General features: G+C 36.8%; 20 protein-coding genes. 17 read left to right on the forward strand and 3 right to left on the reverse strand.

Going from position 1 to position 24,818, the window contains the following annotated elements; all coding sequences use genetic code 11:
• Positions 1-123 precede the first annotated feature (123 nt).
• The 6 genes from BCI01S_RS18380 to BCI01S_RS18405 all read left to right on the forward strand — a co-directional run bounded on the left by BCI01S_RS18380 (position 124) and on the right by BCI01S_RS18405 (position 6,508).
• Positions 124-1,152 carry a TFIIB-type zinc ribbon-containing protein gene (locus BCI01S_RS18380; protein ID WP_047941645.1) on the forward strand — a complete coding sequence of 343 codons (1,029 nt, stop codon included), beginning with the start codon at positions 124-126 and terminating at the stop codon, positions 1,150-1,152.
• Positions 1,149-2,000 carry a TPM domain-containing protein gene (locus BCI01S_RS18385; RefSeq protein WP_053215638.1) on the forward strand — a complete coding sequence of 284 codons (852 nt, stop codon included), beginning with the start codon at positions 1,149-1,151 and terminating at the stop codon, positions 1,998-2,000. The genes BCI01S_RS18380 and BCI01S_RS18385 overlap by 4 nt, the downstream gene beginning before the upstream one ends.
• Positions 2,001-2,035: 35 nt before the next feature.
• Entirely contained in the window at positions 2,036-3,046 is a 1,011-nt protein-coding gene (locus tag BCI01S_RS18390) for an SPFH domain-containing protein (protein WP_047941644.1), read from the forward strand.
• A 155-nt stretch (positions 3,047-3,201) separates the two neighbouring features.
• A complete protein-coding gene (locus BCI01S_RS18395; protein WP_047941643.1) occupies positions 3,202-3,645 on the forward strand; it encodes a MarR family winged helix-turn-helix transcriptional regulator in 444 nt (147 codons plus the stop codon).
• A gap of 178 nt (positions 3,646-3,823) precedes the next feature.
• The gene (locus BCI01S_RS18400; RefSeq protein ID WP_061800610.1) at positions 3,824-5,185 is read left to right on the forward strand and encodes an MATE family efflux transporter; all 1,362 of its coding nucleotides are present in this window, start codon (positions 3,824-3,826) and stop codon (positions 5,183-5,185) included.
• 384 nt (positions 5,186-5,569) lie between these two features.
• Positions 5,570-6,508 carry a magnesium transporter CorA family protein gene (locus BCI01S_RS18405; RefSeq protein WP_061800611.1) on the forward strand — a complete coding sequence of 313 codons (939 nt, stop codon included), beginning with the start codon at positions 5,570-5,572 and terminating at the stop codon, positions 6,506-6,508.
• Between the two features lie 38 nt (positions 6,509-6,546).
• Here the strand turns inward: BCI01S_RS18405 and BCI01S_RS18410 are convergent, their stop codons facing one another.
• Positions 6,547-7,362, reverse strand: coding sequence for an AraC family transcriptional regulator (locus BCI01S_RS18410; protein WP_047941640.1), 816 nt, complete (start codon positions 7,360-7,362; stop codon positions 6,547-6,549).
• Positions 7,363-7,477: 115 nt separating this feature from the next.
• Here BCI01S_RS18410 and BCI01S_RS18415 point away from each other — a divergent pair, with 115 nt between their 5' ends.
• Complete coding sequence (locus BCI01S_RS18415; protein ID WP_061800613.1) at positions 7,478-9,484, forward strand: beta-galactosidase; 2,007 nt, start codon at positions 7,478-7,480, stop codon at positions 9,482-9,484.
• 737 nt (positions 9,485-10,221) lie between these two features.
• Here the strand turns inward: BCI01S_RS18415 and BCI01S_RS18420 are convergent.
• Both BCI01S_RS18420 and BCI01S_RS18425 read right to left on the reverse strand, forming a co-directional pair.
• On the reverse strand, positions 10,222-11,427 hold the full coding sequence (locus tag BCI01S_RS18420; protein ID WP_061800615.1) for an IS256 family transposase: 1,206 nt from the start codon (positions 11,425-11,427) through the stop codon (positions 10,222-10,224).
• Between the two features lie 501 nt (positions 11,428-11,928).
• Positions 11,929-12,843, reverse strand: a complete 915-nt coding sequence (locus BCI01S_RS18425; RefSeq protein WP_047945017.1) for an ArsR/SmtB family transcription factor — start codon at positions 12,841-12,843, stop codon at positions 11,929-11,931.
• Between the two features lie 286 nt (positions 12,844-13,129).
• On the opposite strand from BCI01S_RS18425, the gene BCI01S_RS18430 reads away from it, so the two are divergent.
• The 10 genes from BCI01S_RS18430 to BCI01S_RS18475 all read left to right on the forward strand — a co-directional run bounded on the left by BCI01S_RS18430 (position 13,130) and on the right by BCI01S_RS18475 (position 24,649).
• Positions 13,130-14,581 (forward strand): alpha-N-arabinofuranosidase, encoded by a 1,452-nt coding sequence (locus tag BCI01S_RS18430; protein ID WP_061800617.1) that lies wholly within the window; start codon positions 13,130-13,132, stop codon positions 14,579-14,581.
• A gap of 1 nt (position 14,582) precedes the next feature.
• Complete coding sequence (locus tag BCI01S_RS18435; RefSeq protein WP_047945019.1) at positions 14,583-14,819, forward strand: DUF6171 family protein; 237 nt, start codon at positions 14,583-14,585, stop codon at positions 14,817-14,819.
• Positions 14,820-15,430: 611 nt separating this feature from the next.
• Complete coding sequence (nrdI, locus tag BCI01S_RS18440) at positions 15,431-15,832, forward strand: class Ib ribonucleoside-diphosphate reductase assembly flavoprotein NrdI (protein ID WP_047945020.1); 402 nt, start codon at positions 15,431-15,433, stop codon at positions 15,830-15,832.
• Positions 15,792-17,885 (forward strand): class 1b ribonucleoside-diphosphate reductase subunit alpha, encoded by a 2,094-nt coding sequence (gene nrdE / locus BCI01S_RS18445; protein WP_047945021.1) that lies wholly within the window; start codon positions 15,792-15,794, stop codon positions 17,883-17,885. The genes nrdI and nrdE overlap by 41 nt, the downstream gene beginning before the upstream one ends.
• A 65-nt stretch (positions 17,886-17,950) precedes the next feature.
• Complete coding sequence (gene nrdF, locus BCI01S_RS18450) at positions 17,951-18,928, forward strand: class 1b ribonucleoside-diphosphate reductase subunit beta (protein ID WP_061800619.1); 978 nt, start codon at positions 17,951-17,953, stop codon at positions 18,926-18,928.
• 220 nt (positions 18,929-19,148) lie between these two features.
• Complete coding sequence (locus BCI01S_RS18455) at positions 19,149-19,655, forward strand: sigma-70 family RNA polymerase sigma factor (RefSeq protein ID WP_047945023.1); 507 nt, start codon at positions 19,149-19,151, stop codon at positions 19,653-19,655.
• A 3-nt stretch (positions 19,656-19,658) separates the two neighbouring features.
• A complete protein-coding gene (locus BCI01S_RS18460) occupies positions 19,659-20,681 on the forward strand; it encodes an anti-sigma factor (RefSeq protein ID WP_047945024.1) in 1,023 nt (340 codons plus the stop codon).
• Positions 20,666-20,974, forward strand: a complete 309-nt coding sequence (locus tag BCI01S_RS18465) for a hypothetical protein (protein ID WP_061800621.1) — start codon at positions 20,666-20,668, stop codon at positions 20,972-20,974. Before BCI01S_RS18460 ends, BCI01S_RS18465 begins: the two co-directional genes overlap by 16 nt.
• A gap of 136 nt (positions 20,975-21,110) precedes the next feature.
• Positions 21,111-22,850, forward strand: a complete 1,740-nt coding sequence (locus tag BCI01S_RS18470; protein ID WP_061800624.1) for an ABC transporter ATP-binding protein — start codon at positions 21,111-21,113, stop codon at positions 22,848-22,850.
• A complete protein-coding gene (locus BCI01S_RS18475) occupies positions 22,847-24,649 on the forward strand; it encodes an ABC transporter ATP-binding protein (RefSeq protein WP_061800626.1) in 1,803 nt (600 codons plus the stop codon). The genes BCI01S_RS18470 and BCI01S_RS18475 overlap by 4 nt, the downstream gene beginning before the upstream one ends.
• Positions 24,650-24,818: the final 169 nt, after the last annotated feature.

Raw genomic sequence — 24,818 nt, forward strand, 5'->3', positions numbered from 1 at the left:
TGAAACTTTTTAAACGTTCAATCAGTATATGTATATAACGGAAATTTTTCACGGCAGCAGAGCAGCGAGTGGATAAATAAGGTATGATTAGTATAAGAAGAGATAAAAATTGAGGTGATTTACTTGATCCTTCATTATAAATGCCCAAATTGTGGGGGAGATATGAGCTTTAATGCAGATACAGGCAGTTTATCTTGCCCTAGCTGTGGAAATGAAGAGAATATTGAGAGCTATCCAGAAAATTTAATGACCGCTTCTTTTGAAGAGAATGAGGTGAAGGAATACCATTGTGACAACTGCGGGGCAGTATTACTAACAGAAGCAGACACAACGGCAACAAATTGTAGCTTTTGCGGTGCAGGCGTTGTTATTGCTGACCGCTTGGCAGGAGCGCTTGCTCCTAAGAAAGTGATCCCTTTTACAATCAGTAAAGAAGAAGCTATGGCGGCTTTTCAAAAATGGTGCAGAAAGGGACTATTGACTCCAAAGGGATTTATGAATGCAGACAGGATAAAAAGTATTACTGGTATGTATGTACCATTCTGGCTTTATGATTTAAACAGTGATGTTGATGTAACTGCCCTTTGCACAAAGGTCCGGACGTATACAAGCGGTGATTATATCTATACGGAAACGAAGTATTATGAAGCATATCGAAAGATAAATTTAGATTATACGAAAATTCCAGTTGATGCTTCTGAAAAAATGAAAGATGAATTAATGGATAAATTGGAACCTTTTCCATATGAGCAGTTAAAAGATTTTAAAACACCTTATCTAGCTGGCTTTATTTCTGAAAAATATAATTATACGGATGCGGAATTATTGCCGCGAGCCAAAGATAAAGTGAGTGATTACATTGATTCCTTTGTACACTCTACTTTTATAGGGTATCATACGATAAATTATCGGGATAGAAATATTGATACAAAAGCGGTCCGGAGTGATTATGTCTTGCTACCTGTATGGATGGTCAGTTACGATTACGAAAGCCAAGAGCATATTTTTGCGATGAATGGGCAGACAGGAAAAGTAGTCGGGAAACCGCCGATTAGTAAAGGCAAGGTAGCGCTATGGTTTAGCGGAATTGCTTGCGGCACATTCCTTGCATTAAAAGGTATCTCCTTCTTAATGGGTGGTGGTTTCTTTTGAGAAAAATTTTAAGGAACTATAGTAGTTTACTATTTATTGCCTTGGCAATATTTACTCTGTTTTCAGGCAGTGCTGTAAGTGCAGCTTCAGAAAATCAAACGGAATATATCTTTGATGATGCCCAGCTTTTAACAGATTCTGAAAAAACAGAACTGGAAAGCTTAGCAGAGGAATTAGGCGAAGAAACCGAAACTGCCTTATTGATTCTTACGCTAGATGGTACAGATGGAAAAGATATCGAACAATATGTAGACGATTATTATGATGAAGAAGCACCAGGCTATGACCAGCCTCATGGAAATACAGCCATCTTAGCCATTGATATGGAAGAAAGAGATATCTATTTAGCAGGTTTTAAAAGAGCGGAAGATGCATTGGATAACGCGACAATTGATTATATCCGTGAAGAGATAACACCAGCTTTATCAGATGGTGAATATTTTGAAGCTTTCTCCACTTTTATGCATGAATCGGCTTATTATTTAGTGGATGACCCGGCTAATTTAGAAGATGATTATGATTATAGCGGCATAGATGAGGCTCGAAATGAATATAACGAGGAAAATAATGCAAGTGGAATGCCAGCATTTTTCTTCCATTGGGGCTTTCAGCTAATTGCCTCGCTCGTGATTGCAGGGATCATCGTGAGTATAATGGTTTTCCAATCTGGAGGAAAAGTAACCGTGAATGGCAATACGTATATGGATAACTCGAAGATTATAAATAGACATGATCGCTTTATTCGAAAAACAGTAACAAAACAAAGAAAGCCACAAAACAACTCAGGTGGCGGTGGCGGGATCACTGGCGGTGGTCACTCCCATAGTGGAAGCAGAGGAAAATTCTAAACAAATATTTACTTATTGAAAGGGGTTAAAAAAGGATGTCATTTTTTCGTAATCAATTTGCCAATGTAGTGGAATGGGAAGAATTTCGTGAAGATATGATTTTTTATAAATGGAAAAATCGTGAAATTAAAAAGGGAAGTAAATTAATTATTCGCCCAGGACAGGATGCTATCTTCTTAAATAATGGCAATATAGAAGGAGCTTTTCAAGAGGAGGGTGAGTATGATATTGAATCGCAAATTGTTCCATTTCTGTCCACTTTAAAAGGCTTTAAGTTCGGATTCAATAGTGGAATGCGAGTTGAAGTACTATTCGTCAATACTAAGGAATTTACAGTTAAATGGGGCACGAAAAATGCAATAAATATACCAGCTGCTGGGCTTCCTGGTGGAATGCCAATAAGAGCAAACGGAACCTTTCAATTTAAAGTAAAGGACTATATCGCGCTGATCGATAAAATTGCTGGGATTAAAAATCAATATTTAGTAGAAGATGTAAAAATTCGCATTATCTCTGTGCTGGATCAATTATTAATGAAGTGGATAGTCACAGCAGGTAAGGATATGTTCAATCTCCAAGCAAACTCCTTTGAAATTGCCAAAGGCATTCAAGAAGATTTAAATAGCCAGATGATGGAAAGCGGGCTTGCGATAACAGGCTTCCAGATTATGAGCTTCAGCTATCCGAAAGAAGTACAGGAAATGATTAATAAAAATGCCTCACACGGAATGGTTGGCAATATAGATAAGTACCAGCAAATCTCGATGATTGATGGCATGGCTAATGGGAAAATGTCAGGCGGGGGTGCAGCGTCTGATATGGCTGGCATGATGATGGGAATGAATATGGCTAATCAAATGATGGATAAAATGAATAAGCAAAATCAAAGCCAGGGGCAAAATCAGCAGCAAGCGCCGGCTCAACAACCAACACCAGAAGCAGCATCCCAGAATCAAGAGAAAAAACGGCCCAATTTTTGTCCGAATTGTGGAACGAAAACAGGGGAAGGCAATTTCTGCTCCAATTGTGGCCATAAATTAGTATAAAAGAGACGCAAAACGGTTTTCCATAGAGGGAAACCGTTTTGTTTTTGGGTTTATAGGTTGTTATTTTACAAACACAAAAAGCATTTTATTGACATTATATAGAAGGTGAGGTAAATTAGTTAGTATTCTAAGTAATTGAAAAGGAAGGAATGAACATGAAGGAGAGGGAGTTTGAAGTAAATTTTCAATATCTTATTCGCACCATTAATCATAAAATTAAGCTAAGTGGTGATAAAAGGTTGGAAGCGCATGGGATTACATTAGAACAGGCTCGTACTATGGGTTTCATTGATGCGCATGAGGAACAGGGGATTACGCATAAGGATTTAGAATCAAGGTTTAATCGAAAGGGTTCCTCCATCAGTAGTATCATTCATAATTTGGAAAAAAAAGATTTTATAAAACGTACAATTGATCCAAAGGATGAGCGTAGAAAGTTATTGTCTCTTTCAGAGAAAGGGAAAAAAATCGTAGGTGATTTTGAAGCTTTTTTTGCAAATGCTGAGAATATGCTGGTAGAGGGTTTTAGTGAAGAAGAGAAAAAACAGCTATTTCATTTTTTAGAACGAATGAATGTAAATGTAGACAAACAACTTTAGCAAAGTGATATCTTACAGGGGATATCACCGTATATAGTTAGAGTTCTAAGTAAATAAAAAACTAAATTGTTTTTCCTTTTCAATACATTTAGATTAAGTACGGTTCAACGAATGAGGTCTGTTTATTACAAATAAATAGTTAGATTTCTAACTAAATAAAAAAGAAAGTAGTGGGAATATGGAAAAAGAAAATCTTTATTATTTTGAAAAAGCACCAATTGCTAAAGCGGTTGCCCATTTTGCTATCCCAATGATGCTTGGTATGTCAATGACAGTAGTTTATTCGATTTTAAATGCTTATTTTATTGGCTTTTTACAGGACACTGCGATGCTTACAGCTATTACACTAGCACTTCCCGTCTTTGCTCTAATCATGGCTTTTGGAAATTTAATAGGAATGGGAGGGGGTACCTATATATCAAGGCTTCTTGGTGAAAAAAAATATTATAGAGTAAAACAAGTATCTTCGATTTCTATTTACAGTTCTATATTATTAGGTTTATTAATCATTATAATTACAGTTCCATTTATAGATTCGATTGTTTCATTATTGGGTAGTAGCCTCCATTCCTTCGATTATACAAAACAATACGTATTGATGTTAATTATTGGTTCACCGTTTATCATTTTATTTTTTACTATGGAACAATTAGTTCGATCAGAAGGTGCGGCAAATGTTTCTATGATTGGAATGATACTTAGTGTTGCCATAAATATTGTGCTTGATTTATTGTTTATTTTTGTTTTAAAGCTAGGAATTATGGGGGTCGCAGCAGCAACCATTCTCTCAAATATTATGGCTTGTATTTATTTTAGTTATTATATGGGAAAAAAGAGCAAATTCCTTACCTTATCTTTTCGAGAATTTTCATTCGAAAAAACTATCTTTAAGCATATTTTAACGATTGGGGTTCCCGTATTTTTGATGAATGTGTTTATGGGAGTTACAGCCCTATTCTTTAATCACTTTATGATGATATATGGAGATAAAGCAGTTGCTGGTTATGGAATTTCCTCAAGATTACAACAGTTTCCTGAGTTTTTCATCATGGGAGTTTGTGAGGGGGTAGTGCCGTTAATAGCTTATTCCTTTACAGCAGATAGAAAGCGGATGAAAAAAGTTTTGGCGTTTACGAGTAAGCTTATACTAGGAATGGCCGTTCTTTTTGGATTAATTATCTTTTTTACATCCAGCAACCTTATCGGTTTATTTACTAATGATATCGAATTAATTACAGTAGGAAGCTATATCTTAAAAGTAACGTTCTTATCTATGTTTTTATCTGGTTTTACATTCTTAATTATTGGCATGTTTCAGGCGACTGGTCAGGGTACTGCTGCCTTTGTTATGGCCTTTGTGCAAGGATTGGTGTTAATTCCTATTTTGTTTTTTGCTAATTTCACTTTTGGTTTTCATGGTGTCGTTTGGTCCCTGTTTATAGCAGATAGTATTACATTCATAGTAGCCGCAGCTATATTATATGTATTAAGAAATAAATTAAATAGTCCTTCTGTGGAAGAGTTGCTGCAAGGAGAATAATACGCCAAAATAATGGATTCTTGCTTAGGAAAACAAAAATGCAATATTGCTGTAATAGGAGAAGAAACACTAATTCCTCTAGTCTCAGCAATATTGCAGAGATAGTGTCTATTTATGTAAGCTATAAGGGGAACGAGAGAAATTTAGTCTTTTTCGGTTTACAATCAATAAATTATAAAGTAGTATGTAAGAGGTTTAAAGATTACAAGCAAGGAGTTGAATTTTTATGAGTACTCGAAAGTGTATGGAACCTGAACCAGAACCCACGGCCATGAAAGAGGAAGTCATATATAGCCCTTCCTTTAGAAGTTTGAATACTGATAAAGATTCAACTTTATTTGGCAGAGAATGTTGACTTCCTCTACAACAAGAGGAGGTAAAAGCATGAGAAAAATTTATATTTCAAATGAAGATGGAATGTTGCAGGAAACAGATAAAGTAGTCAATGGCTGCTGGATCAATTTAATAGCACCAACAGAGCAGGAGATAACAGAAATTGCAACAGGTTTAGATATTCCATTAGCGTTTATGAAAGATCCATTGGATGAAGAAGAGCGTTCAAGAATTGAAAAAGATGGGGAGAATATATTGATCATTGTCAATCTTCCGCTCGTTTCGTTTGATGAAAAAAAGACACAAATTTATGACACCATTCCATTAGGAATGATTATTTCCAAGAATTGCTTTATTACTGTCTGCTTAAAGGATAATCCTATTTTTCAACAATTTTCTGAAGGGAGAATGAAGAGCTTTTTTACGTACAAAAAAACTCGTTTTTCCTTGCAAATACTGTATAGTATGGCGACAGCTTATTTAAAATATTTAAAGCAAATCAGCAAGAAGACAGATAGCATTGAAAAAGAACTACAGCAGTCCATGAAAAATAAAGAGCTTTTCTCTTTGCTTAACATCGAAAAAAGTTTAGTGTACTTTACGACTTCTTTAAAATCGAATAATATTGTTATGCAAAAAATGCTCAAAAGTAATTATTTGAAAATGTATGAAGATGATCAAGAATTGCTAGAGGATGTTATCATAGAGAATCAGCAAGCAATTGAGATGGCTGAAACCCATATGTCGATTTTAAGTGGGATGATGGATGCCTTTGCTTCGGTTATTTCCAATAATGTTAATATGGTCATGAAGTTTCTCACATCCTTCACCATTATTTTATCCTTACCAACAATGGTTGCGAGCTTTTACGGAATGAATGTGCATATTCCATTTCAGGATATGTCCTATTCTTTCACCATTGCAATTATGATTTCCTTCTTATTATCAGGAATAACCGCTCTAGTCTTTTGGAAAAAGAAGTTCTTTTGACAATGTACAGCTCCTCCCTATGATAGGGAGGAGCTTCTTTAATAAAACGAACGAAATTCTTTCGGTGTAAACCCCGTTTCCTTTTTAAAGGTGGCAACAAAATGACTGGTGTCATTGAAGCCAATTAAGAACGTAATGTCCTTGATTTTTATATCTCGATTGGTAACTAAGATTTCTTTTGCCTTTTTTATTCTGTATGCAAGGACATATTGATAGACAGAAACACCGACAAAGCGTCGAAAAAGCTTATTCAAATATTGTGGGGAGATATAGAGTCTCTTTGCGATATCGGCAATATCACATTTCTCTACATAGTTTGTTTCAATCCATTGGATACTTGGCCAAATATATTGCTGATATAAATCATTGGTATGGACGGTTCTATGTAAGCCATGGTCTCGTATATTTAATAAGAAGGTATACACATCAATGGAAAGCTGCTGCTGCTGGCTATTTTGGTTTTCGTTTTTTATACGGGACAACATTCTTCTCGTCCAATCACTGTAAGAAAAATCTGGGCAATCGTTGGCAAGATAGTAGGGAGCAGCTCCAAGGATATCTGCTATATTTGGAGAAAAACTACCGTTAATCGTTAAAAAATTTGTTTGCCAGCCATTGGCGGAAATAGCCTCATAGTAATGTGAAACAAATGGTGCAATCAGAATTCCTTCTGAAGGTCTTAAGCGGATTTTTTCATTTTCAATAGTGACCTCCCCTAACCCCTTTTCCGTTTGTAACCAATGGTAATACGGATAGCCATCCGCTCGCATAATCATTTCTTGCTCCCACTGATAGCCGATGCTTTCGATGGAAAAGGGGTTAGAACCATCTAATAAATTAAAATGTACTTCCATTTATGTATCCCCTTACATTAGTTTCATATTTTTATATAAACTAGTTACTCTTATTATACTTTTTCTTTATTTGCCTATCTATAATGAATGTATAAAAAAAGGTGGAGGGATGAAGATGGCGAAAAAAGTATTTAACCGTATTTTATATGGAGGAGATTATAATCCGAATCAATGGCCAAAAGATATTTGGGAAGAGGATATGCGGATATTTAAAAAGGCGGGTATTAATTCAGCGACGATTAATGTTTTTTCATGGGCAAAAATTCAACCTTCTGAAGATGAATACTACTTTGAGGAGCTAGATGACATAGTTGAAATGCTGAGCAAGGATAAATATGACATCATCCTGGCTACGTCGACAGCTTCGTTACCAGCATGGATGGTAAAAAAATATCCTGAAGTAGCTCGAACAGATTATGAGGGCAGACACCATAAATTTGGACAGAGACATAATGCCTGCCCAAATAGTCTCGTTTACCAAAAGTATGCAAGTAAACTAGCGGGGAAATTAGCAGAAAGATACGGAGATAATCCATATGTTACTTGTTGGCATATTAACAATGAATATGGCGGCGAGTGTTACTGTGAAAACTGTGAAAAGGCATTTCGAGTGTGGCTGAAAAAACGATATCAAACGATTGAAGCATTGAACCAAGCATGGAATTTGGAATTTTGGGGTCATACTATCTATGCGTGGGATGAAATCGTTCTTCCGAATGCACTAAGTGAAGGAATTGGCAGTGATAAAACCGCATTTGCTGGAATATCTATCGATTACCGCCGCTTTAATTCCGATAGTATGCTGGAAAATTACAAGATGGAACGGGATGCTATACGAAAATATGATGCCGATACGCCCATCACCACAAATTTAATGGGCACTTATAAAAATTTAGATTACTTTAAATGGGCAAAAGAAATGGATCTCGTTTCATGGGATAATTATCCAAGCTATAATACACCATTGAGCTACACAGCGATGTGTCATGATTTAATGCGCGGGCTTAAAGATGGGCAGCCGTTCATGTTAATGGAACAAACCCCTAGCCAGCAAAACTGGCAGCCTTATAATTCCTTAAAGCGACCTGGAAAAATGCGGGCACAAAGTTACCAGACGTTAGCACATGGAGCAGATACGATTCAATTTTTCCAGCTGCGTCGTTCAGTCGGAGCATGCGAGAAATTTCATGGTGCTGTTATTGAGCATGTCGGCCATGAAAATACAAGAGTGTTTCGCGAGGTAAGGGAACTTGGGAATGAATTACAGAAATTAGGGGATGAATTTTTAGGCTCTACCATTCATAGTAAGGTTGGTATCATTTTTGACTGGGAAAACTATTGGGCACTTGAGTATACGAGTGGACCAAATAAAGATTTAAAATATGTTGATCAAATTCATCAATACTATCAATACTTTTATACAAAGAATATTTCAGTTGATATGATATCGGTTGATAGTGACCTTTCTAAGTATGACGTGGTCGTTGTCCCAGTTCTTTATATGATGAAAGCTGGGCTGGCAGAGCGAATCACCGCATTTGTGGAAAATGGCGGACATTTGGTTACTACTTTTATGAGTGGAATAGTTAACGAATCAGATAATGTCTATCTTGGCGGTTACCCAGGGCCATTAAGAGAAATAGCAGGAATCTGGGTCGAGGAAATTGACGCATTAGCCCCAGAACAAAAGAACGGGGTTGAATTTGTGGATGGTAATGTCTATGTCTGTCAGCTGCTATGTGACATTATTCATCTAGAAGGAGCAGAGACCGTTGCTTTTTATAAAGAAGATTTTTACGGAAATACACCAGCTATTACAAAAAACACTTATGGAAAAGGGACTGTATGGTATGTTGGTACACAGGTAGAAGAGGACGGCCTTACTCATTTATTGAACCAAGTGATAGAAGGAACAGAGGCAAAGCCGATTTGTTCGCACGGAGAGGGCTTGGAAATTACCAAAAGAGATACAGACGAAGCTTCGTTTTATTTTGTCATTAACCAACAGGTAAACAAGCAGCTATTACCGAAAGATCTGGTTGGCAAAGTTAATCTACTAACTGGAGAAGTGGTGAAGGAAGCTGTGGAATTAAAGCAATTTGATGTACTTATATTGAAATAAAAATTACGTGGAGTTTGGCTACATCGAATAAGTCGATGTAGCTTTTTTATTTGGGAGGAAGGTGGATGGTATTTGCTGATAGATGAAGGGGCGGGCGAGATGACGCTGCTGGAGGGGGGGAAAGTCACAATTTGTGAGAGAGAAGGAAAAGTGGTGTTCATGGAGGGGATGAAAACCACAATCCTGGGAGACTGAGGGGAAAGTGGCGTTCATGGAGAGGATGAAAACCGAATACTGGAGACCGAGGAAAAAATGGTGTTCATCAAGCGGATGAAAACCACAATCCAGGAAGGAAGAGGAAAAAGTGGTGTTCATCAAGCAAATGAACACCACAATCCAAGAAGGCCGAGGAAAAAATGGTGTTCATCAAGGGGATGAAAACCACAATCCAGGAAGGAAGAGGAAAAAGTGGTGTTCATCAAGCAAATGAACACCACAATGCAGGGAGACCGAGGAAAAAATGGTGTTCATCAAGCAGATGAAAGCCACAATCCAGGAAGGAAGAGGGAATGTAAATTATTTTGTGTAAATGATTGAATTACTATATATGGTTAATACTATAACTATAAGATTCTTACCTACTAGGGGGATAGGGCAATGCTGGGGAGCACCCCGAGCACCTAGTAGGGTTCTGTACAAAAGTGGAGAGGCGTTATCCTCTCTTTTTCTTTTGGGAGAACCAAAGCGATAAACCCTTAGGGCATAGCCCTAAAGCGTAAGAAAATAATAAAAAATGATTATTTCCCAAATCGACCCTCAAACATTATTTCAAACTGTTGTCTACATTCTAACCATCCAGGCACAGGAATAGTCCATTTATCCGTTACACCGATAGTCGCTAGATAAACAATTTTTCTTAAAGCGTTATCCGTAGGATAAGCCGTTTTCGTTTTGGTGACTTTTCTTAGTTGTCGGTGAAAGGCTTCAATAGTATTCGTTGTATAAATTAATTTTCTAATTTCCACTGGATAAGAGAAATAAGTGGTAAGCTCTAACCAATTATTTTCCCATGACTTAATAACAGATGGATGCTTCTTTTCCCATTTTGTTTTAAATTCTTCAAAGGCCATTTCCGCTTGTTCAATGGTAAAGGCCTTATAGACATTCTTTAAATCGTTCATAAATTCTTTACGATTTTTATTGGGAACAGTCTTGGAATTATTCCGTAGTTGATGAATAATACAAGATTGAACATCAGCCTTAGGAAAAGTAGCGTTAATAGCTTCAGTAAAACCAGAAAGCCCATCTTTACAGGCTATTAGGATGTCTTCGACCCCGCGACTTTTTAAATCTTGACATACATTTAACCAAAAACTAGCACTTTCTTCTTCGCCAATCCAAATACCTAAAATGTCTTTTATCCCATCTGTATTAATACCGAGAACGGTATAAGCAGCTTTACTCACAATCCTATTTTCATGCTTTACCTTAAAATGAATAGCATCTAAAAACACGATTGGATATACAGATTCTAGTAGACGGGATTGCCACTCATAAACAAGTGGTAAAACCTTATCAGTTACCTTACTAACTAAAGTCGGAGAAACACTAATCCCATATATGTCTCTCATATGACTTTCTATATCTCTAGTAGACATTCCCTTGGAATAAAGGGCGATAATTTGATCCTCTAAGCCATTGATGGAGGTCTCATACTTTTTAATAATCTGAGGCTCATATTCTCCTTTACGATCCCTAGGGATATTTAATTTAGTTTCACCTAACTTAGATTTAATGGTTTTTTTACTATAGCCATTGCGACTATTTCCCGAGTTAATACCACTAACATTGTGTTTAGAGTAACCTAAGTGTTCCTCGATTTCAGCTTCAAATACTTGTTGAAGAGTTTCCTTAAAAAGTTCTTTTAACATCATGTGGATATCATCAACTGTTTCACATTGACTGGCCAACTCTCTAATTGTCATATTCCGTAGATCTTGCATAAATGATCATCTCCTTAATTGGTAAGTATAACCATTTACACAAAATTATAGACGCTCTCAAGGAAGATGAAAAAGTGGTGTTCATCAAGCAAATGAACACCACAATGCAGGAAGACCGAGGAAAAAATGGTGTTCATCAAGGGGATGAAAGCCACAATTCAGGAAGACCGAGAAAAAAATGGTGTTCACCAAGCAAATGAACACCACAATCCAAGAAGGCCGAGGAAAAAATGGTGTTCATCAAGCAGATGAAAGCCACAATCCAGGAAGACCGAGGGAAAAGAGGCGTTCATCAAGCAAATGAACACCACAATCCAGGAAGACCGAGGGAAAAGAGGTGTTCATCAAGCAAATGAACACCAACAATCTCAGGACTAAACAAAAAAATGGTGTTCATTAAAAGAAGATTTAAAACAAAAAGAAAAGGTGCTTTTCTTCAAACACCTTTTCTTTAGACGTAAAGTTTTATTCTATTAATTTGTACGACTTTTATCAGATTGACTACACGGGATTACTATAATAAGTAATGAAATTTATATCTTGATCGTAATTTCCAAACCCTTTTCCAAATAAAGTAACGCCGCCAAGATTTTCTGCATCTTCTTTTACTTCTACTTTTAAATCCCACATCCCACTTTGTTCTTCGCGAAACTGATCAATGGTAGTATCGGATAATTTTTTGCCATCAGCATAAACGCCATGCTTAGTGATGCGGATAGTAAGTAAGATACCGTATTGGTTGGTATCATTTGGCCACCAGCCGGGGGTAAAACGGCCTCTTGTATCAGAGAAGTCTCCTGGACTGGTCCATGTACACAGTTCTTTACCGTTTAAAGAAAACGTAATATCAGAAGGCCAGACATTATTCGAATAAGGAAATTCAGAAGAAGCTTCCAAGACAATATCAATCATCTCTAGTTTATCTTTTTCTTTCAGAATGGAAGGAATACGATATTCAATAAATCCTTTTGTGAACCACAGGATAGCTGCTTGGTTTTTTTCTGGATCCATAAAGTATTTAGGATCATCGTATTCGCCGATAGCTTTAGCGATAGTCGCCAGGCCGCAGGTAGGGTAAACTTTAAAATTAAAATAGTGACCTACAGGAATTTCTTGTTTATAGGTTTCAAAAGCAGAGTAAATCTTTTGAGGAAATTGTATTTCGATTCGATCTACTTTTAGGATAGCAATTTTTTGCAGACCAGATTTGCCAGGGATCGTTTCAGTTTTTACTAAACCTGCATCACTCATTTTTGTAATATGTCTACTGACTATTGCACTGCTTATATTCAATTCCTTTGCGAGTTCGCCAATATTCATTTTTTTCTTGGATAATAATTTAATAATGTTTATTCGTGTAGGGCTGGATAGAACCTCGTACACAGGGATAGAATTTTCCGATATATCTAATTGCATCTTTGGTACCCCCTTTATTACTATTATATTACTACAAGAATAAATGAATAGCAAAATCAAATATTTTATATAACCAATAGGTTAATCAATATTAATATTTTTATCATAATAGTATACTAACTAGTTATTGACAACGCTTTCTTATTGTATTATATTTTAGTCATGAGTTTATCTTTTTAACTATGTAACTAGCAATAGTAGAAAGGAGGATATCGTACATAGTATTGTGAACAACTTAGTATCCTGTTATTGTTTTTCCAAAAATTGAAAATGGAGGAATCACAACATGCAAGTGAATTTATTAGTTGATAAGCAAGGACCAACAATAAGTAAATATATTTATGGACAATTTGCAGAACATCTAGGACGGTGCATTTATGAAGGTGTTTGGGTTGGTACCGACTCTGATATTCCAAATGAAAATGGAATTCGTAAAGATGTGGTAAATGCATTAAAAGAGATTCAAATTCCTGTAGTTCGTTGGCCAGGTGGTTGTTTTGCTGATGAATATCATTGGAAAGACGGGATTGGACCAATAGAGAATAGAAGTACAATAGTGAATACACATTGGGGCGGAGTAACCGAAAATAATCACTTTGGTACACATGAATTTTTTGAATTGATCCGCCAATTAGATTGTGAAGCGTATATTAATGGGAATGTAGGAAGCGGTACAGTCCAAGAAATGCAAGAATGGGTGGAGTATATGACCATGAATGGCGAATCTCCAATGGCAAACCTCCGCCGGCAAAATGGCCAGGAGGAAGCTTGGAAAGTAGCATTTTTTGGTGTAGGTAATGAATCTTGGGGCTGTGGCGGAAATATGCGTCCAGAATATTATGCGGACCTTTACCGGAGATATCAGACCTATGTTCGGAAATATGGAGAGCATAATATCTACAAAATTGCCTGTGGGGCAAATGTAGATGACTATAATTGGACAGAAGTATTAATGAAAAATGCAGCAAGATTTATGGATGGAATCAGCCTGCACCATTACTCCATTCCAACCAGAGTATGGCAGGATAAAGGCGATGCTGTAAATTTTCCAGAAGAACAGTGGTATTCTGTATTAGAGCATGCTCAGTACATGGACGAATTGATTACAAAACACAGTACAATAATGGATAAATATGATCCCGAAAAACGTGTTGGTTTAATTGTAGACGAGTGGGGAGCTTGGTATAACGTAGAACCTGGAACAAACCCTGGCTTCTTATATCAGCAAAATACTATTCGTGATGCTATGCTTGCTGCAATTACATTAAATATTTTCCATAAGCATGCAGACCGAGTTCATATGGCGAATATTGCGCAGATGGTGAACGTTTTGCAGGCAATGCTATTAACAGAAGGGGAGAAAATGATCAAAACCCCTACTTATCATGTTTTTGATTTGTATAAACATCATCAGGATGCAGAGTTAGTTGATTCTTATGGGGATGAAAGTAATCATGTAACATATACAGCTTCTAAGAAGGATGGAAAATTAACCGTTTCTCTATGTAACTATGATTTAACGGAAACGAGAGAAATTACCCTTTCCAGAGAAAAAGGGGAGTTTGAAATAGTGGAAGCAGAATATATTACGGCAGATACAATGAATGCCCATAATACATTTGAAGAACCAGAGGCTGTAGCAAAAAAAGAGTTTACTAGCTATATAGTAGAGAAAGGAACATTAAAGGTTACTTTACCGCCTATGAGTGTTGCAAGCATCATAACAAAGGAAAACTAAGATGGCTTGTGTAGGCTGCGAGCTAAAGGAACAAGTTAGTCAATTAGATGTTGATACACTTGTTCAAGAACAGCTTTCTTTCGAAGTAGATTTAGCGCGAGAGGAAATAAGAGAGCTGCGATTGAGCATATGTGCCAAATGCGAACACCTAAATCAGCATACATGTGGAAAATGCGGATGTTTTGTTCGCTTCCGTGCTAGCTTAGACAAAAAAAGCTGTCCTGATAAAAAGTGGTAGGACTAATAAGAATGAAATATCGAGTGAGATAAAGGGAGGCAGCACATTGCTGCCTTCTTTCTTTATGAATAAAAGTACAAACAAATATTTTTTAGAGAAAAAGGTGTAATCTTTTTAAGAGAAGGGAAAGAAAAAAGCAAAAAATGTATGGAAAAAAATTGGCTGCAACCTTATAATAAACTTTTGAATTTAAATGGAAAAATAAAATTTTTTTATAAGATGAACTTATGCAAAAAAGTAATAAAAATTTTTTAGCGTTTATCTAAAGACAAATATTTTTTAGGGTGATAAAAAAGTAAGAGCCTTCTTTTTAAATGAAAAGTCGAATGAAAACAGTCTGTATCAAATGTTAGTTAAATTCATTCAAAATTATTCGACAAGGAAATATAAAAATCTATCAAATTTAAGCGATAATTGTTGACAAAAAAATATAAAAGTACGTTATTGACTCTTACCTCAAAAAAGGATTATATAGTCTTAGACACAATATATTGAAACGGAATATCGACATCTATCTATATTTAGTAGACTTTGTAAGAAATGGAGCGTATTGCTTAAAATATAGCTTTTTTTCTTTTTTTTATTCAAGTCTTTGCAAGGAGGGAGAATTAGTGCTTATTGTTTATGACAGTAAGACGGGAAATGTACGAAGATTTTTTAATAAATTAGGACTTCCAGCAAATAAAGGAATCGAGATAAGCGCTGGGTTAAAAGTTCATGAACCATATATACTATTAACTTACACAACCGGGATGGGACAAGTTCCTCAAACAACTTTAGACTTCCTTAAAATAAATCATCCAAACCTTCATGCTGTAGTTGCCAGTGGAAATAAAAACTGGGGCCAGAATTTTGCTTTAAGTGCTAATAAAATATCAACCATGTACGGAGTACCAATCTTACATAAATTTGAAATGAGTGGTATGCCTGAAGATGTAGAGATAGTTAGAGAAAGGGTGCAAAGTATTAGCTATGAGACATATAGAACTAAACAACGAAGTGACACAGCTTAATGAAAAGGGGTTTTTCCGCCTCGAAAAAGATAAAGAAGCTGTTGCTGAATTTCTAGAATCTGAAATCAATCCAAAATTGATTCGTTTTGACTCTATTGAACAAAGATTTAAATATATGGTGGAAGAGGACTTCTATTATCCACAGGTTTTAGAACAATACAAGATTTCGGAAATTGAGGAAATTACAAAGCTTGTATATGCATATGAATTTGAGTTTCAATCCTATATGGCCATATCCAAATTTTATAAAGATTATGCCTTAAAAACAAATGACAAGAAGCAATACCTTGAAACATATGAGGACCGAATTATTATTGTTGCTTTATTCTTGGGACAAGGTGATTTCGAAAAAGCAAAGAAAAATGCAATCGCAATGATTGAACAGCGTTACCAGCCTGCTACACCTACTTTCTTGAATGCAGGTAGAAGTCGCCGTGGTGAGATGGTTTCTTGCTTCTTATTAGAAATGGACGACTCTTTAAATTCGATTTTCCATAATATTAATACATCTGGACAGCTATCGAAAATAGGAGGAGGCGTAGCCCTTAACCTTTCGAAGCTTCGTGCCCGCAATGAGCAAATAAAAGGAATTGATAATGCTGCATCAGGTGTAGTGCCTGTCATGAAGCTTCTAGAAGATACTTTTTCTTATGCAAACCAATTGGGGCAGCGAAAAGGCGCAGGTGCTGTCTACTTAAATATTTTCCATTGGGACATTGTGGAATACTTAGATACAAAGAAAATCAATGCCGACGAGAAGTCGCGGATCCAAACACTTTCAATCGGCCTAATTGTGGAAAATAAATTCTTCCAATTAGCGAAAGAAAACAAAGACCTATACGTATTCGCACCATTCAGTGTGTACAAGGAATATGGCATTCATATGGATGACATGAGAATGGATGAAATGTATGAGGAGCTTGTAGCTAATCCGAACGTGAAAAAACGTGTCATTATGTCTGCACGTGAAATGCTGACAAAAATCGCACAAATCCAATTGGAGTCTGGTTATCCATATTTTATGAATAAATCAAATGCCAATAAAGGACATGCTCTTAAAGATATTGGACAAATTAAAATGAGTAATTTATGTACAGAGATTTTCCAGCTTCAAGAGACATCAGAAATTACGGATTATGGACAAGAAGATATTATTCGCCGTGATATTAACTGTAACTTAGGCTCTTTAAACATTCCAAATGTGATGAAGCCAGGCGAAGTATTCAGAGATTCTGTTCATGTTGGTATTGAAGCATTAACTACTGTATCAAATATTTCAGACATTCAAAATGCTCCATCTGTTAAAAAAGCTAATGAAGAACTTCATGCAGTCGGTTTAGGGGCGATGAACCTTCATGGCTATTTAGCGAAAAACAAGATTAGCTATGAGTCAGAAGAAGCAAAAGATTTTACTGCTACTTTCTTTATGATGATGAACTTCTATTCTATTGAGAAGAGCATGTTAATAGCTAAAGAAAGAGAAGAAACATTTAAAGAGTTCGAAAAATCGGAGTATGCTAAAGGAACTTATTTTGAAAAATATAAACAAGTAAGCTTTGCTCCGAAAACAGACAAAGTAAAAGAATTATTTGCAGGTATTTATATTCCAACTTGTGAAGACTGGGCAGAATTAGCTGCACAAGTGCAAAAACATGGGATGTATAATGCGTATCGCTTGGCTGTTGCACCAACCCAGTCAATAGGGTATATCCAAAATGCGACAGCATCGGTAATGCCGGTTGTTAACCAAATTGAGTCTCGCACTTATGCTAACTCTACGACTTATTATCCGATGCCATATATGGATGAAACGAACTTCTGGTATTATAAATCAGCGTTTGATATGAACCAATTCAAGGTAATGGACTTAATCGCTGCAGCTCAAGAGCATGTTGACCAAGGGATATCAACAATTCTTTACGTAAACTCAGATGTTTCTACGAAAGAATTAGCTCGTTATTATATTTATGCAAATGAAATTGGATTAAAATCACTTTACTATACAAGAACTCGCAATCTAGCTATTGATGAGTGCATTGCATGTGCCGTTTAAGAGAAGAATGAAGAAGTAGGAGGAGGAAACTCCTCCTGTTTTCTGGAATTACTGGGGGTAATAAAATGACAAAGTATGCTGTTAACTGGAATCAGCATGAAGATGATTTCACACAAATGTTCTATACACAGAATACTAGACAGTTTTGGCTGCCAGAAGAAATCAGCCTTTCTTCTGATAAAAATACTTGGGTGGAATTGTCGAAAGAGGAGCAAGATACTTACAAAAAAGTACTTGGTGGTCTTACGCTGCTGGATACAGAGCAAGGTGGCGAGGGAATGCCGCTAATTGGCATGCACATTGAAGGATTGCAGCGTAAGGGCGTTCTTTCTTTTATGGGGATGATGGAGCAAATCCATGCTAAATCGTATTCCACTATTTTTACTACATTAGCGTCTGAGGAAGAAATTGACGAAGTATTTAATTGGGTGCATAATCACCCACAGCTACAAGCAAAGGGAAAACGTATCTCTGAATATTACCAGAAGCTGTTTAGCCCGAAAATAAACAAATATGATCTATATATGGCAATGGTTGCTTCCGTTTATTTGGAATCATTCCTTTTCTATTCCGGTTTCTTTTATCCTCTATTTTTAGCTGGACAAGGAAAGCTAACTGCTTCAGGTGAGATCATTAACTTAATCATTCGGGATGAGAGCATTCATGGGGTCTATGTTGGGCTTCTCGCTCAAGAATTATATGCACAATTGACACCAGAGGAACAAGAACAAGCTACTCGCGAAAGATTAGCATTACTAGACTCTCTATATGAGAATGAATTGGAATATACACAGGATTTATATCAGCATATCGGATTAGTCGAGGAAGTAAATAAATTTATCCGTTACAATGCCAATAAAGCTTGTATGAATCTTGGCTATGAACCTGTCTATCCTTCCGAACCAATCAACCCGATTGTTGAAAATGGCATGAAGACAGATACAAAGAACCATGACTTCTTTTCTGTAAAAGGAAATGGTTATGTCAAAGCGACAAAAGTAGAACCTATATCAGATGATGATTTTGTTTTTGATTGGAAGTAAGGCAAGCTATTAAAAAGAATAGTTTAGGTGAGTGCTAGTGCTCGATAACTACCTCGAAATCCCCTCTGCTTGCGGAGGGGATTTTTTTGCCTTCTTCTCATAAGGTTGCGCCTATATTTGACGGTTCGGTACACTGGGATAAACGTAAAATGAATTTTTTTACAAAAAGTGCAACTTTATGTATGAATGAAACGTGGTCTAGGTGAAAGGGGGAAAAAGTTTGGAGCTAGATGATGCATATCGCATGTATGTAAATGAATTATATCGTTATCTATATTCCCTTTCAAAGGACCATCATACTGCAGAGGACTTGGTACAAGATGCCTTCTACCGAGCATATAAACAATTAGATACTTATGACATTCTGGAAATCAAGCCATGGTTATTCAAAGTAGCTTATCATGCATTTATCGATTACACCCGAAAAAGAAAACGAATTGTTCTAAAGGAATCCTTTCAGGAGGAAATAAACAATTCCACACCAGAAAGTAAAATCGTGCATAAAGAAAGCTTTAACCAGCTCTTATACTATATATCCCAGCTTTCAGAGAAAGAAGCAAATGCGATTATTTTGTGTGATTTCCATCAGTTTCCTTATAAAGAAGCAGCTGCAGTGCTAAATCTAAAAGAAAATACGGTGAAGAGCCATGTCTTCCGCGGAAGAAAAAAATTGAACAGGATGGTTCAAAAGGCAGAGGAAAATAGCATGGGAAAGAAAGGCAGGTAACTTATGAAAAAAGATGGATTTAAAGAAGAAGAAGAGAAAGATTATCTAAATAAAATCCAAGAGGCAATAGATGAATTTGAAGCAGAGACCCCATTTACAGATAAGGATCAGCAATTGATTGTAAGAAGAGGGAAAGTGGAGGCAAGACTTACCAACATTTTATATAGTCTTACCATTCTCCTCCTTATCATCCCGGCTGCAACGCTAGGGAGCTATCTTTACTACGGAATAGGAAATAAGGCGAATGATTTAATTGATATCATGGACAAAACGATTTATATTACCAAACCGAATGTAAGCTTAGAAGAAATGGAGATTGACAGCAAGATAGGCTTCTTCAATATGGATTTATCCTATGATCTATATAAAAGGGTAGGAAAAAAGGATGTTCGAATTGGAGATTCAAAGGCTCACTTCACCTTTAGTACGCCTTCTTTTCCAGATACAAGTTTTATTACAGAAAAACCATTTACTGAATACCGCGATGAGGATAAGGAAGTATTATTTCACCCCCATAGAGCCATTCCTTATACAGTTAAACAAGACGAAACGGTATTAAAAGGATTGCCGGATGGAACTGTTGCAGAGGCTTTTGTTTCATTTGACCAATTATATACAGAAAAAGAGCTTTTTAGTGAATTTCCAAAGGATATAGATTTAATTTGGTTCGCAGTTGATACAGGTTTAGAAGAGAAAAATTTAAGTGCAGATGGCGATTATATTTCCCCTATTGGATATCCGGCACAAGAAGATCCTGATAATTGGTCTCCTTTTAATAGCGATGAAATAAACAGTAAGCAATTCATGGAAATACTTACGTTTCTAAGCAAAAATCAAGAAACGGCAGAAACGATTGCGGAAAGACCCCTGGCTTTGCCTGAGAGAATCGCCTATCTGCAGAAAAATGGTATTCACATTTATGGAGCTGTTGTAACAGGTCCAAAAGAATCGCTTGTTAAGCTGCAGGACAACGATATGGTTAAAGGAATGAAGCTAGGGGAAGTGAGGTTATGGAATTGGTATTGAAAAAACAAAGAATAAGATCAACAAAAAATACATGGACTGGACTTGTTTCATTTTTATTAAGCTTAGTTGCATTAACAGGAATAAACTTAGGGCTTATTTTTGAGGTGGATATTTTTCCTGAATTAGTCTTTACAAAAATCCCATTCATTAGTTTGCTTTTAGGGATAATTGGTTTATTTACAAGAAATAGGTCAAGGGCGTTTGCGGTTATAGGTATTTCTCTTAGTGTTTTTATTTTCGTTTTCTTCATTATGATGTTTGGCTTAGCCTGGACAATCAATCCAAAACCATAAGCTGAAAAAAGCTACTATTAAGGTAGCTTTTTTATTTTAAAAAGAAAGAAATTTCATAATCCGAAAAATTTTTAGAAATCATGGTGAATATTTTCATTATTTGTAATACAATAACTCTTTGTGGGGAGGAGAAAGAATGAACTTATTAAGAACTACTTTACAGCATTTTAAACCATATTGGCGCAAGTTACTGATTGCCTTATTTTTCTCATTAGTTGGCGGTGCGTTTACGATTCTACCTCCAATCCTTGTCGGGAAATTGGTAGACGAAGTAATCGGTGATAAAGCGATAGCCTTTATATTATGGATTGTTTTCGGAATATTAGCAGCATTTTTAGGAAAAGCGCTATTTGAATCCTTACAAGAATTTGTACAGGTGAAGATTGGCTTTGATGTTATTACAGATATGCAGATTCGTGCCTTTAAAAGGCTTCATCGAACACCGATGTCCTTTTTCTCGAATACACCTCGTGGAGACATGTTATATCGCCTGACCCATGATGTAGAATCTATTCAGAATTTGAACAATACCGTGGTACCTCGGATTCTTCAGCAAGTGATTAGTGCGGTAGCGGCTTTTATCACCGTGTTTGCAATATATTGGCCAGCAGCGATTGTGATGTTCGCAGTATTTGCTATTTATATTTTTCCATCCTTTAAATTAGGGAAGACCATGCGGAAGATGAGTGCCGTACAAAGAGACATGAGTGCAGATATGTATCAGCATCTCCAGGAAAGCATTGAGAGTGTTCGACTAGTAAGAACCTATCAAACACAAAAAGACGAAATAGCAACTCAAGAGCAGAAACTAACAAATTGGAAAAATTATTCTATCCGGGCAGCTTTAATCGGAAAAGTCAATTGGCGTCTTGGAAATTTATTTAATATCGCTACACCTGGTGTGGTGATGCTTATTGGCGGATTGGCAATTTGGCAAGGGAATATTACGGTTGGAACCCTTATTTCCTGCTTGAATTTTATTCCGATTATGTTTCAGCCAGTTCGTTCCTTAGCGGAAAATGCTTTAACGATTCAGCAGGCGATTCCTGCTTTACAACGAATCTACGAATATTTTGATCTGCCAGAAGAGCATGAACAAAATCTTCCGAATTTTGGTTCAGTCCAAGGGGAAATTGATTTACATAATATTTGGTTCTCCTATCCAGGAAGTGAGAAGCAAGTATTAAAAGGTGTGTCGGTATCGGTAGAGAAAGGAAAGCATATCGGTATTGTTGGAACGAGTGGGGGCGGAAAGAGTACACTTATTCAAATACTGCTGGGATTATATGAACCGGAGAAAGGTTCTGTCACCATCGATGGAAAAGATCTCTTTGCTTATAATCGCAATAGTTTTCGCAGACAGGTAGGTGTGGTCTCACAAGAAACCTTCCTATTAAATAGTACGCTTCGCAACAATCTTTTATATGGTAAACCAGATGCAATGATGGAAGAGCTGGAACAGGCTGTGGAAGCGGCAGGGTTAAAAGAGCTGATTGATTCTTTAGAGGATAAATATGAAACGATTGTCGGAGAACGCGGTTTAAAACTATCTGGAGGTCAAAGACAGAGGGTTGCCCTTGCACGAGCGATATTGCGCCAGCCGCCAGTATTGATTTTTGACGAAGCGACGTCATCCCTAGATGGGGAAACAGAAGAGAAGGTTCAAGAATCGCTGGAACAGTTAATTCCAGGGAGAACAACCATTACGATTGCCCATCGCTTGATAACCGTTAGAAAGGCAGATGCTATCCTCTTGCTTGATCAAGGAATGGTTGCCGAACAAGGAACTCATGAAGAGCTGCTAGCGTTAAAAGGGCAGTATTACCAATTATATCGAGCACAATATAGCGAGCTAGAAAAGGAGATGATTGGATGAGTAAGCAGAAAATCTCCAACCAAAAGCAAATGGGCGACGGCAAACGTGTTATTCGATTTTTAATGCCTTATAAGAAATGGGTAATTGGCGATTCTATCGTTATTGCGATTAGCCAAGTTTTTTCTGCATTAATACCAACTTTAGCATTGAGCTGGCTCATTGATACCATCCTGCCAAGTGAGAATCATACATGGTTATGGGGATTAATGTGGTTATTGGTATTATCTGCTGTATTAGATTTAGGAATGATGATAATTGATGAGTATTTTTGCCATATTACAGCAAAGTCTGTTACAAATAGGCAAAAACTACGATTATTTGGACATCTGCAAGTACTGCCTTTTTCGTTTTATCAAAACAATTCATCTGGAGAATTGCTAGCACGAACTTCGGATGATCCAGATACCCTTCATAATTTTTTAGCATGGGAAGGGTCAACTTTTATGGCGAGTGCACAAGGGGTAGTGATTTATAGTATCGTTCTACTTTTCATTCACCCGTATTTAATGATTACAAGTGTTGTGCTTGGAATCCTTTTTTATTGGGCATCGAACTATGTTGGCGCAAGAACGAGAGCAGCATCAGCGGACGCTCGGGCAGAAGCCTCTAGATATTTAGAGAGATTAAGAGAATCTGTAACAGGTATTCATCTTTCCCGAGTAATGGGTGTTTCCGATAGTGAAGTGGAAAGTGTTATTTCCATTAGGGATTCTTTTGTGAAACATTCTCTAAAAGAATTAAAAGCAAGAATGCAATCGGTTGTAGTGATTGCAAGTTATAATGGTTTTGCATTAGGTCTAGTATATTTTATTAGTACATTACTTATTTGGAATAACGATTTAACAAGTGGTCAAATGCTTACGGCAGGTGGCTTAGTAACTATTGCAGCAAATGAAATGCAGCGACTTCTTCGGAATTGGCTTTCGGTCAGAAGAACAGGACCAGCGTTGGATCGCTCGGATATTTTGCTGTCACAACCGGTATCGGAAGCAGAAACGAAGCAAGGGTTGAAGGGAACAAGAGCAAAGGGTGACGTTCGTTTGAAAGATGTTTCCTTTGTTTACCCTGATAAAGAGGAGAATGTCTTAAAGGGTGTTTCATTTACCATTAAGGCGGGAGAAAAGATAGCGTTAGTTGGACCAAGTGGTTCAGGGAAATCAACGATTATTGACTTGCTGTTTCGATTATATGATACGACAGAAGGTTCGATTGAAGTAGATGGTCGAGAAATCAAAGAATGGGATACAGATTGGCTTCGCTCCCAAATGGCCATTGTCACCCAAGATGTATTAATGCGAAGTGGGACATTAGCAGATAATTTACGAATCGGCAAAAAAGAGGCAACAGAGGAAGAATTGGATGAGGTTCTCCGTGCGAGCGGTTTAGGTGAATTAGTAGACTCCCTTCCAGATGGACTAAATACAAAAGTTGGCGAAAGAGGAAGCCTTCTCTCTGGCGGTCAAAAACAGCGTCTGTCCTTAGCAAGGGCCATTCTAAAGGATGCGCCGATTCTTGTTTTGGATGAAGCAAGTTCGGCACTAGATCCAATTACAGAGGCGAAAATTAATGAAGCGGTTTTGAAAACAACGAAGAAACAAACGATATTCATTATTTCTCACCGTTTATCAACAGTATTAGCCGCAGATCGTATTATCGTATTAGATAATGGAGTAATTGTCGAAGAAGGCACCCATACAGAACTGTTACAGAATAATAATGGAGTATACACGCGCTTATTCAAGCGGGAAACAGATATAGGAGAAGCAACCGTCAATCATACAAATGCACAGTTGCTATAATTAAAGGCAAGGAACAGTAATTTCTTATGAGAGAGATTACTGTTCTTTTTGTGGTTGGAGGAGGAGAAAAGGGAACAGAGAAATGTCGAAATACTCATTTATGAAATAGTAGTGGGCTCGGTCGCTTTTTGTAGGGAAACAAAAGAATAAACGGATAAAAAATACATCG

Source organism: Niallia circulans NBRC 13626 (genome assembly GCF_001591585.1).
Taxonomy (GTDB): Bacteria; Bacillota; Bacilli; order Bacillales; family Cytobacillaceae; genus Niallia; species Niallia circulans.

What these genes read in the sequence shown, in the direction of transcription:
- BCI01S_RS18390 (WP_047941644.1), top strand. Translation starts at nt 2,036, where the DNA reads ATGTCATTTTTTCGTAATCAATTTGCCAATGTAGTGGAATGGGAAGAA.
- BCI01S_RS18395 (WP_047941643.1), top strand. Translation starts at nt 3,202, where the DNA reads ATGAAGGAGAGGGAGTTTGAAGTAAATTTTCAATATCTTATTCGCACC.
- BCI01S_RS18400 (WP_061800610.1), top strand. Translation starts at nt 3,824, where the DNA reads ATGGAAAAAGAAAATCTTTATTATTTTGAAAAAGCACCAATTGCTAAA.
- BCI01S_RS18405 (WP_061800611.1), top strand. Translation starts at nt 5,570, where the DNA reads ATGAGAAAAATTTATATTTCAAATGAAGATGGAATGTTGCAGGAAACA.
- BCI01S_RS18410 (WP_047941640.1), bottom strand. Translation starts at nt 7,362, where the DNA reads ATGGAAGTACATTTTAATTTATTAGATGGTTCTAACCCCTTTTCCATC.
- BCI01S_RS18415 (WP_061800613.1), top strand. Translation starts at nt 7,478, where the DNA reads ATGGCGAAAAAAGTATTTAACCGTATTTTATATGGAGGAGATTATAAT.
- BCI01S_RS18420 (WP_061800615.1), bottom strand. Translation starts at nt 11,427, where the DNA reads ATGCAAGATCTACGGAATATGACAATTAGAGAGTTGGCCAGTCAATGT.
- BCI01S_RS18425 (WP_047945017.1), bottom strand. Translation starts at nt 12,843, where the DNA reads ATGCAATTAGATATATCGGAAAATTCTATCCCTGTGTACGAGGTTCTA.
- BCI01S_RS18430 (WP_061800617.1), top strand. Translation starts at nt 13,130, where the DNA reads ATGCAAGTGAATTTATTAGTTGATAAGCAAGGACCAACAATAAGTAAA.
- BCI01S_RS18435 (WP_047945019.1), top strand. Translation starts at nt 14,583, where the DNA reads ATGGCTTGTGTAGGCTGCGAGCTAAAGGAACAAGTTAGTCAATTAGAT.
- nrdE (WP_047945021.1), top strand. Translation starts at nt 15,792, where the DNA reads ATGAGACATATAGAACTAAACAACGAAGTGACACAGCTTAATGAAAAG.
- nrdF (WP_061800619.1), top strand. Translation starts at nt 17,951, where the DNA reads ATGACAAAGTATGCTGTTAACTGGAATCAGCATGAAGATGATTTCACA.
- BCI01S_RS18460 (WP_047945024.1), top strand. Translation starts at nt 19,659, where the DNA reads ATGAAAAAAGATGGATTTAAAGAAGAAGAAGAGAAAGATTATCTAAAT.
- BCI01S_RS18465 (WP_061800621.1), top strand. Translation starts at nt 20,666, where the DNA reads ATGGAATTGGTATTGAAAAAACAAAGAATAAGATCAACAAAAAATACA.
- BCI01S_RS18470 (WP_061800624.1), top strand. Translation starts at nt 21,111, where the DNA reads ATGAACTTATTAAGAACTACTTTACAGCATTTTAAACCATATTGGCGC.
- BCI01S_RS18475 (WP_061800626.1), top strand. Translation starts at nt 22,847, where the DNA reads ATGAGTAAGCAGAAAATCTCCAACCAAAAGCAAATGGGCGACGGCAAA.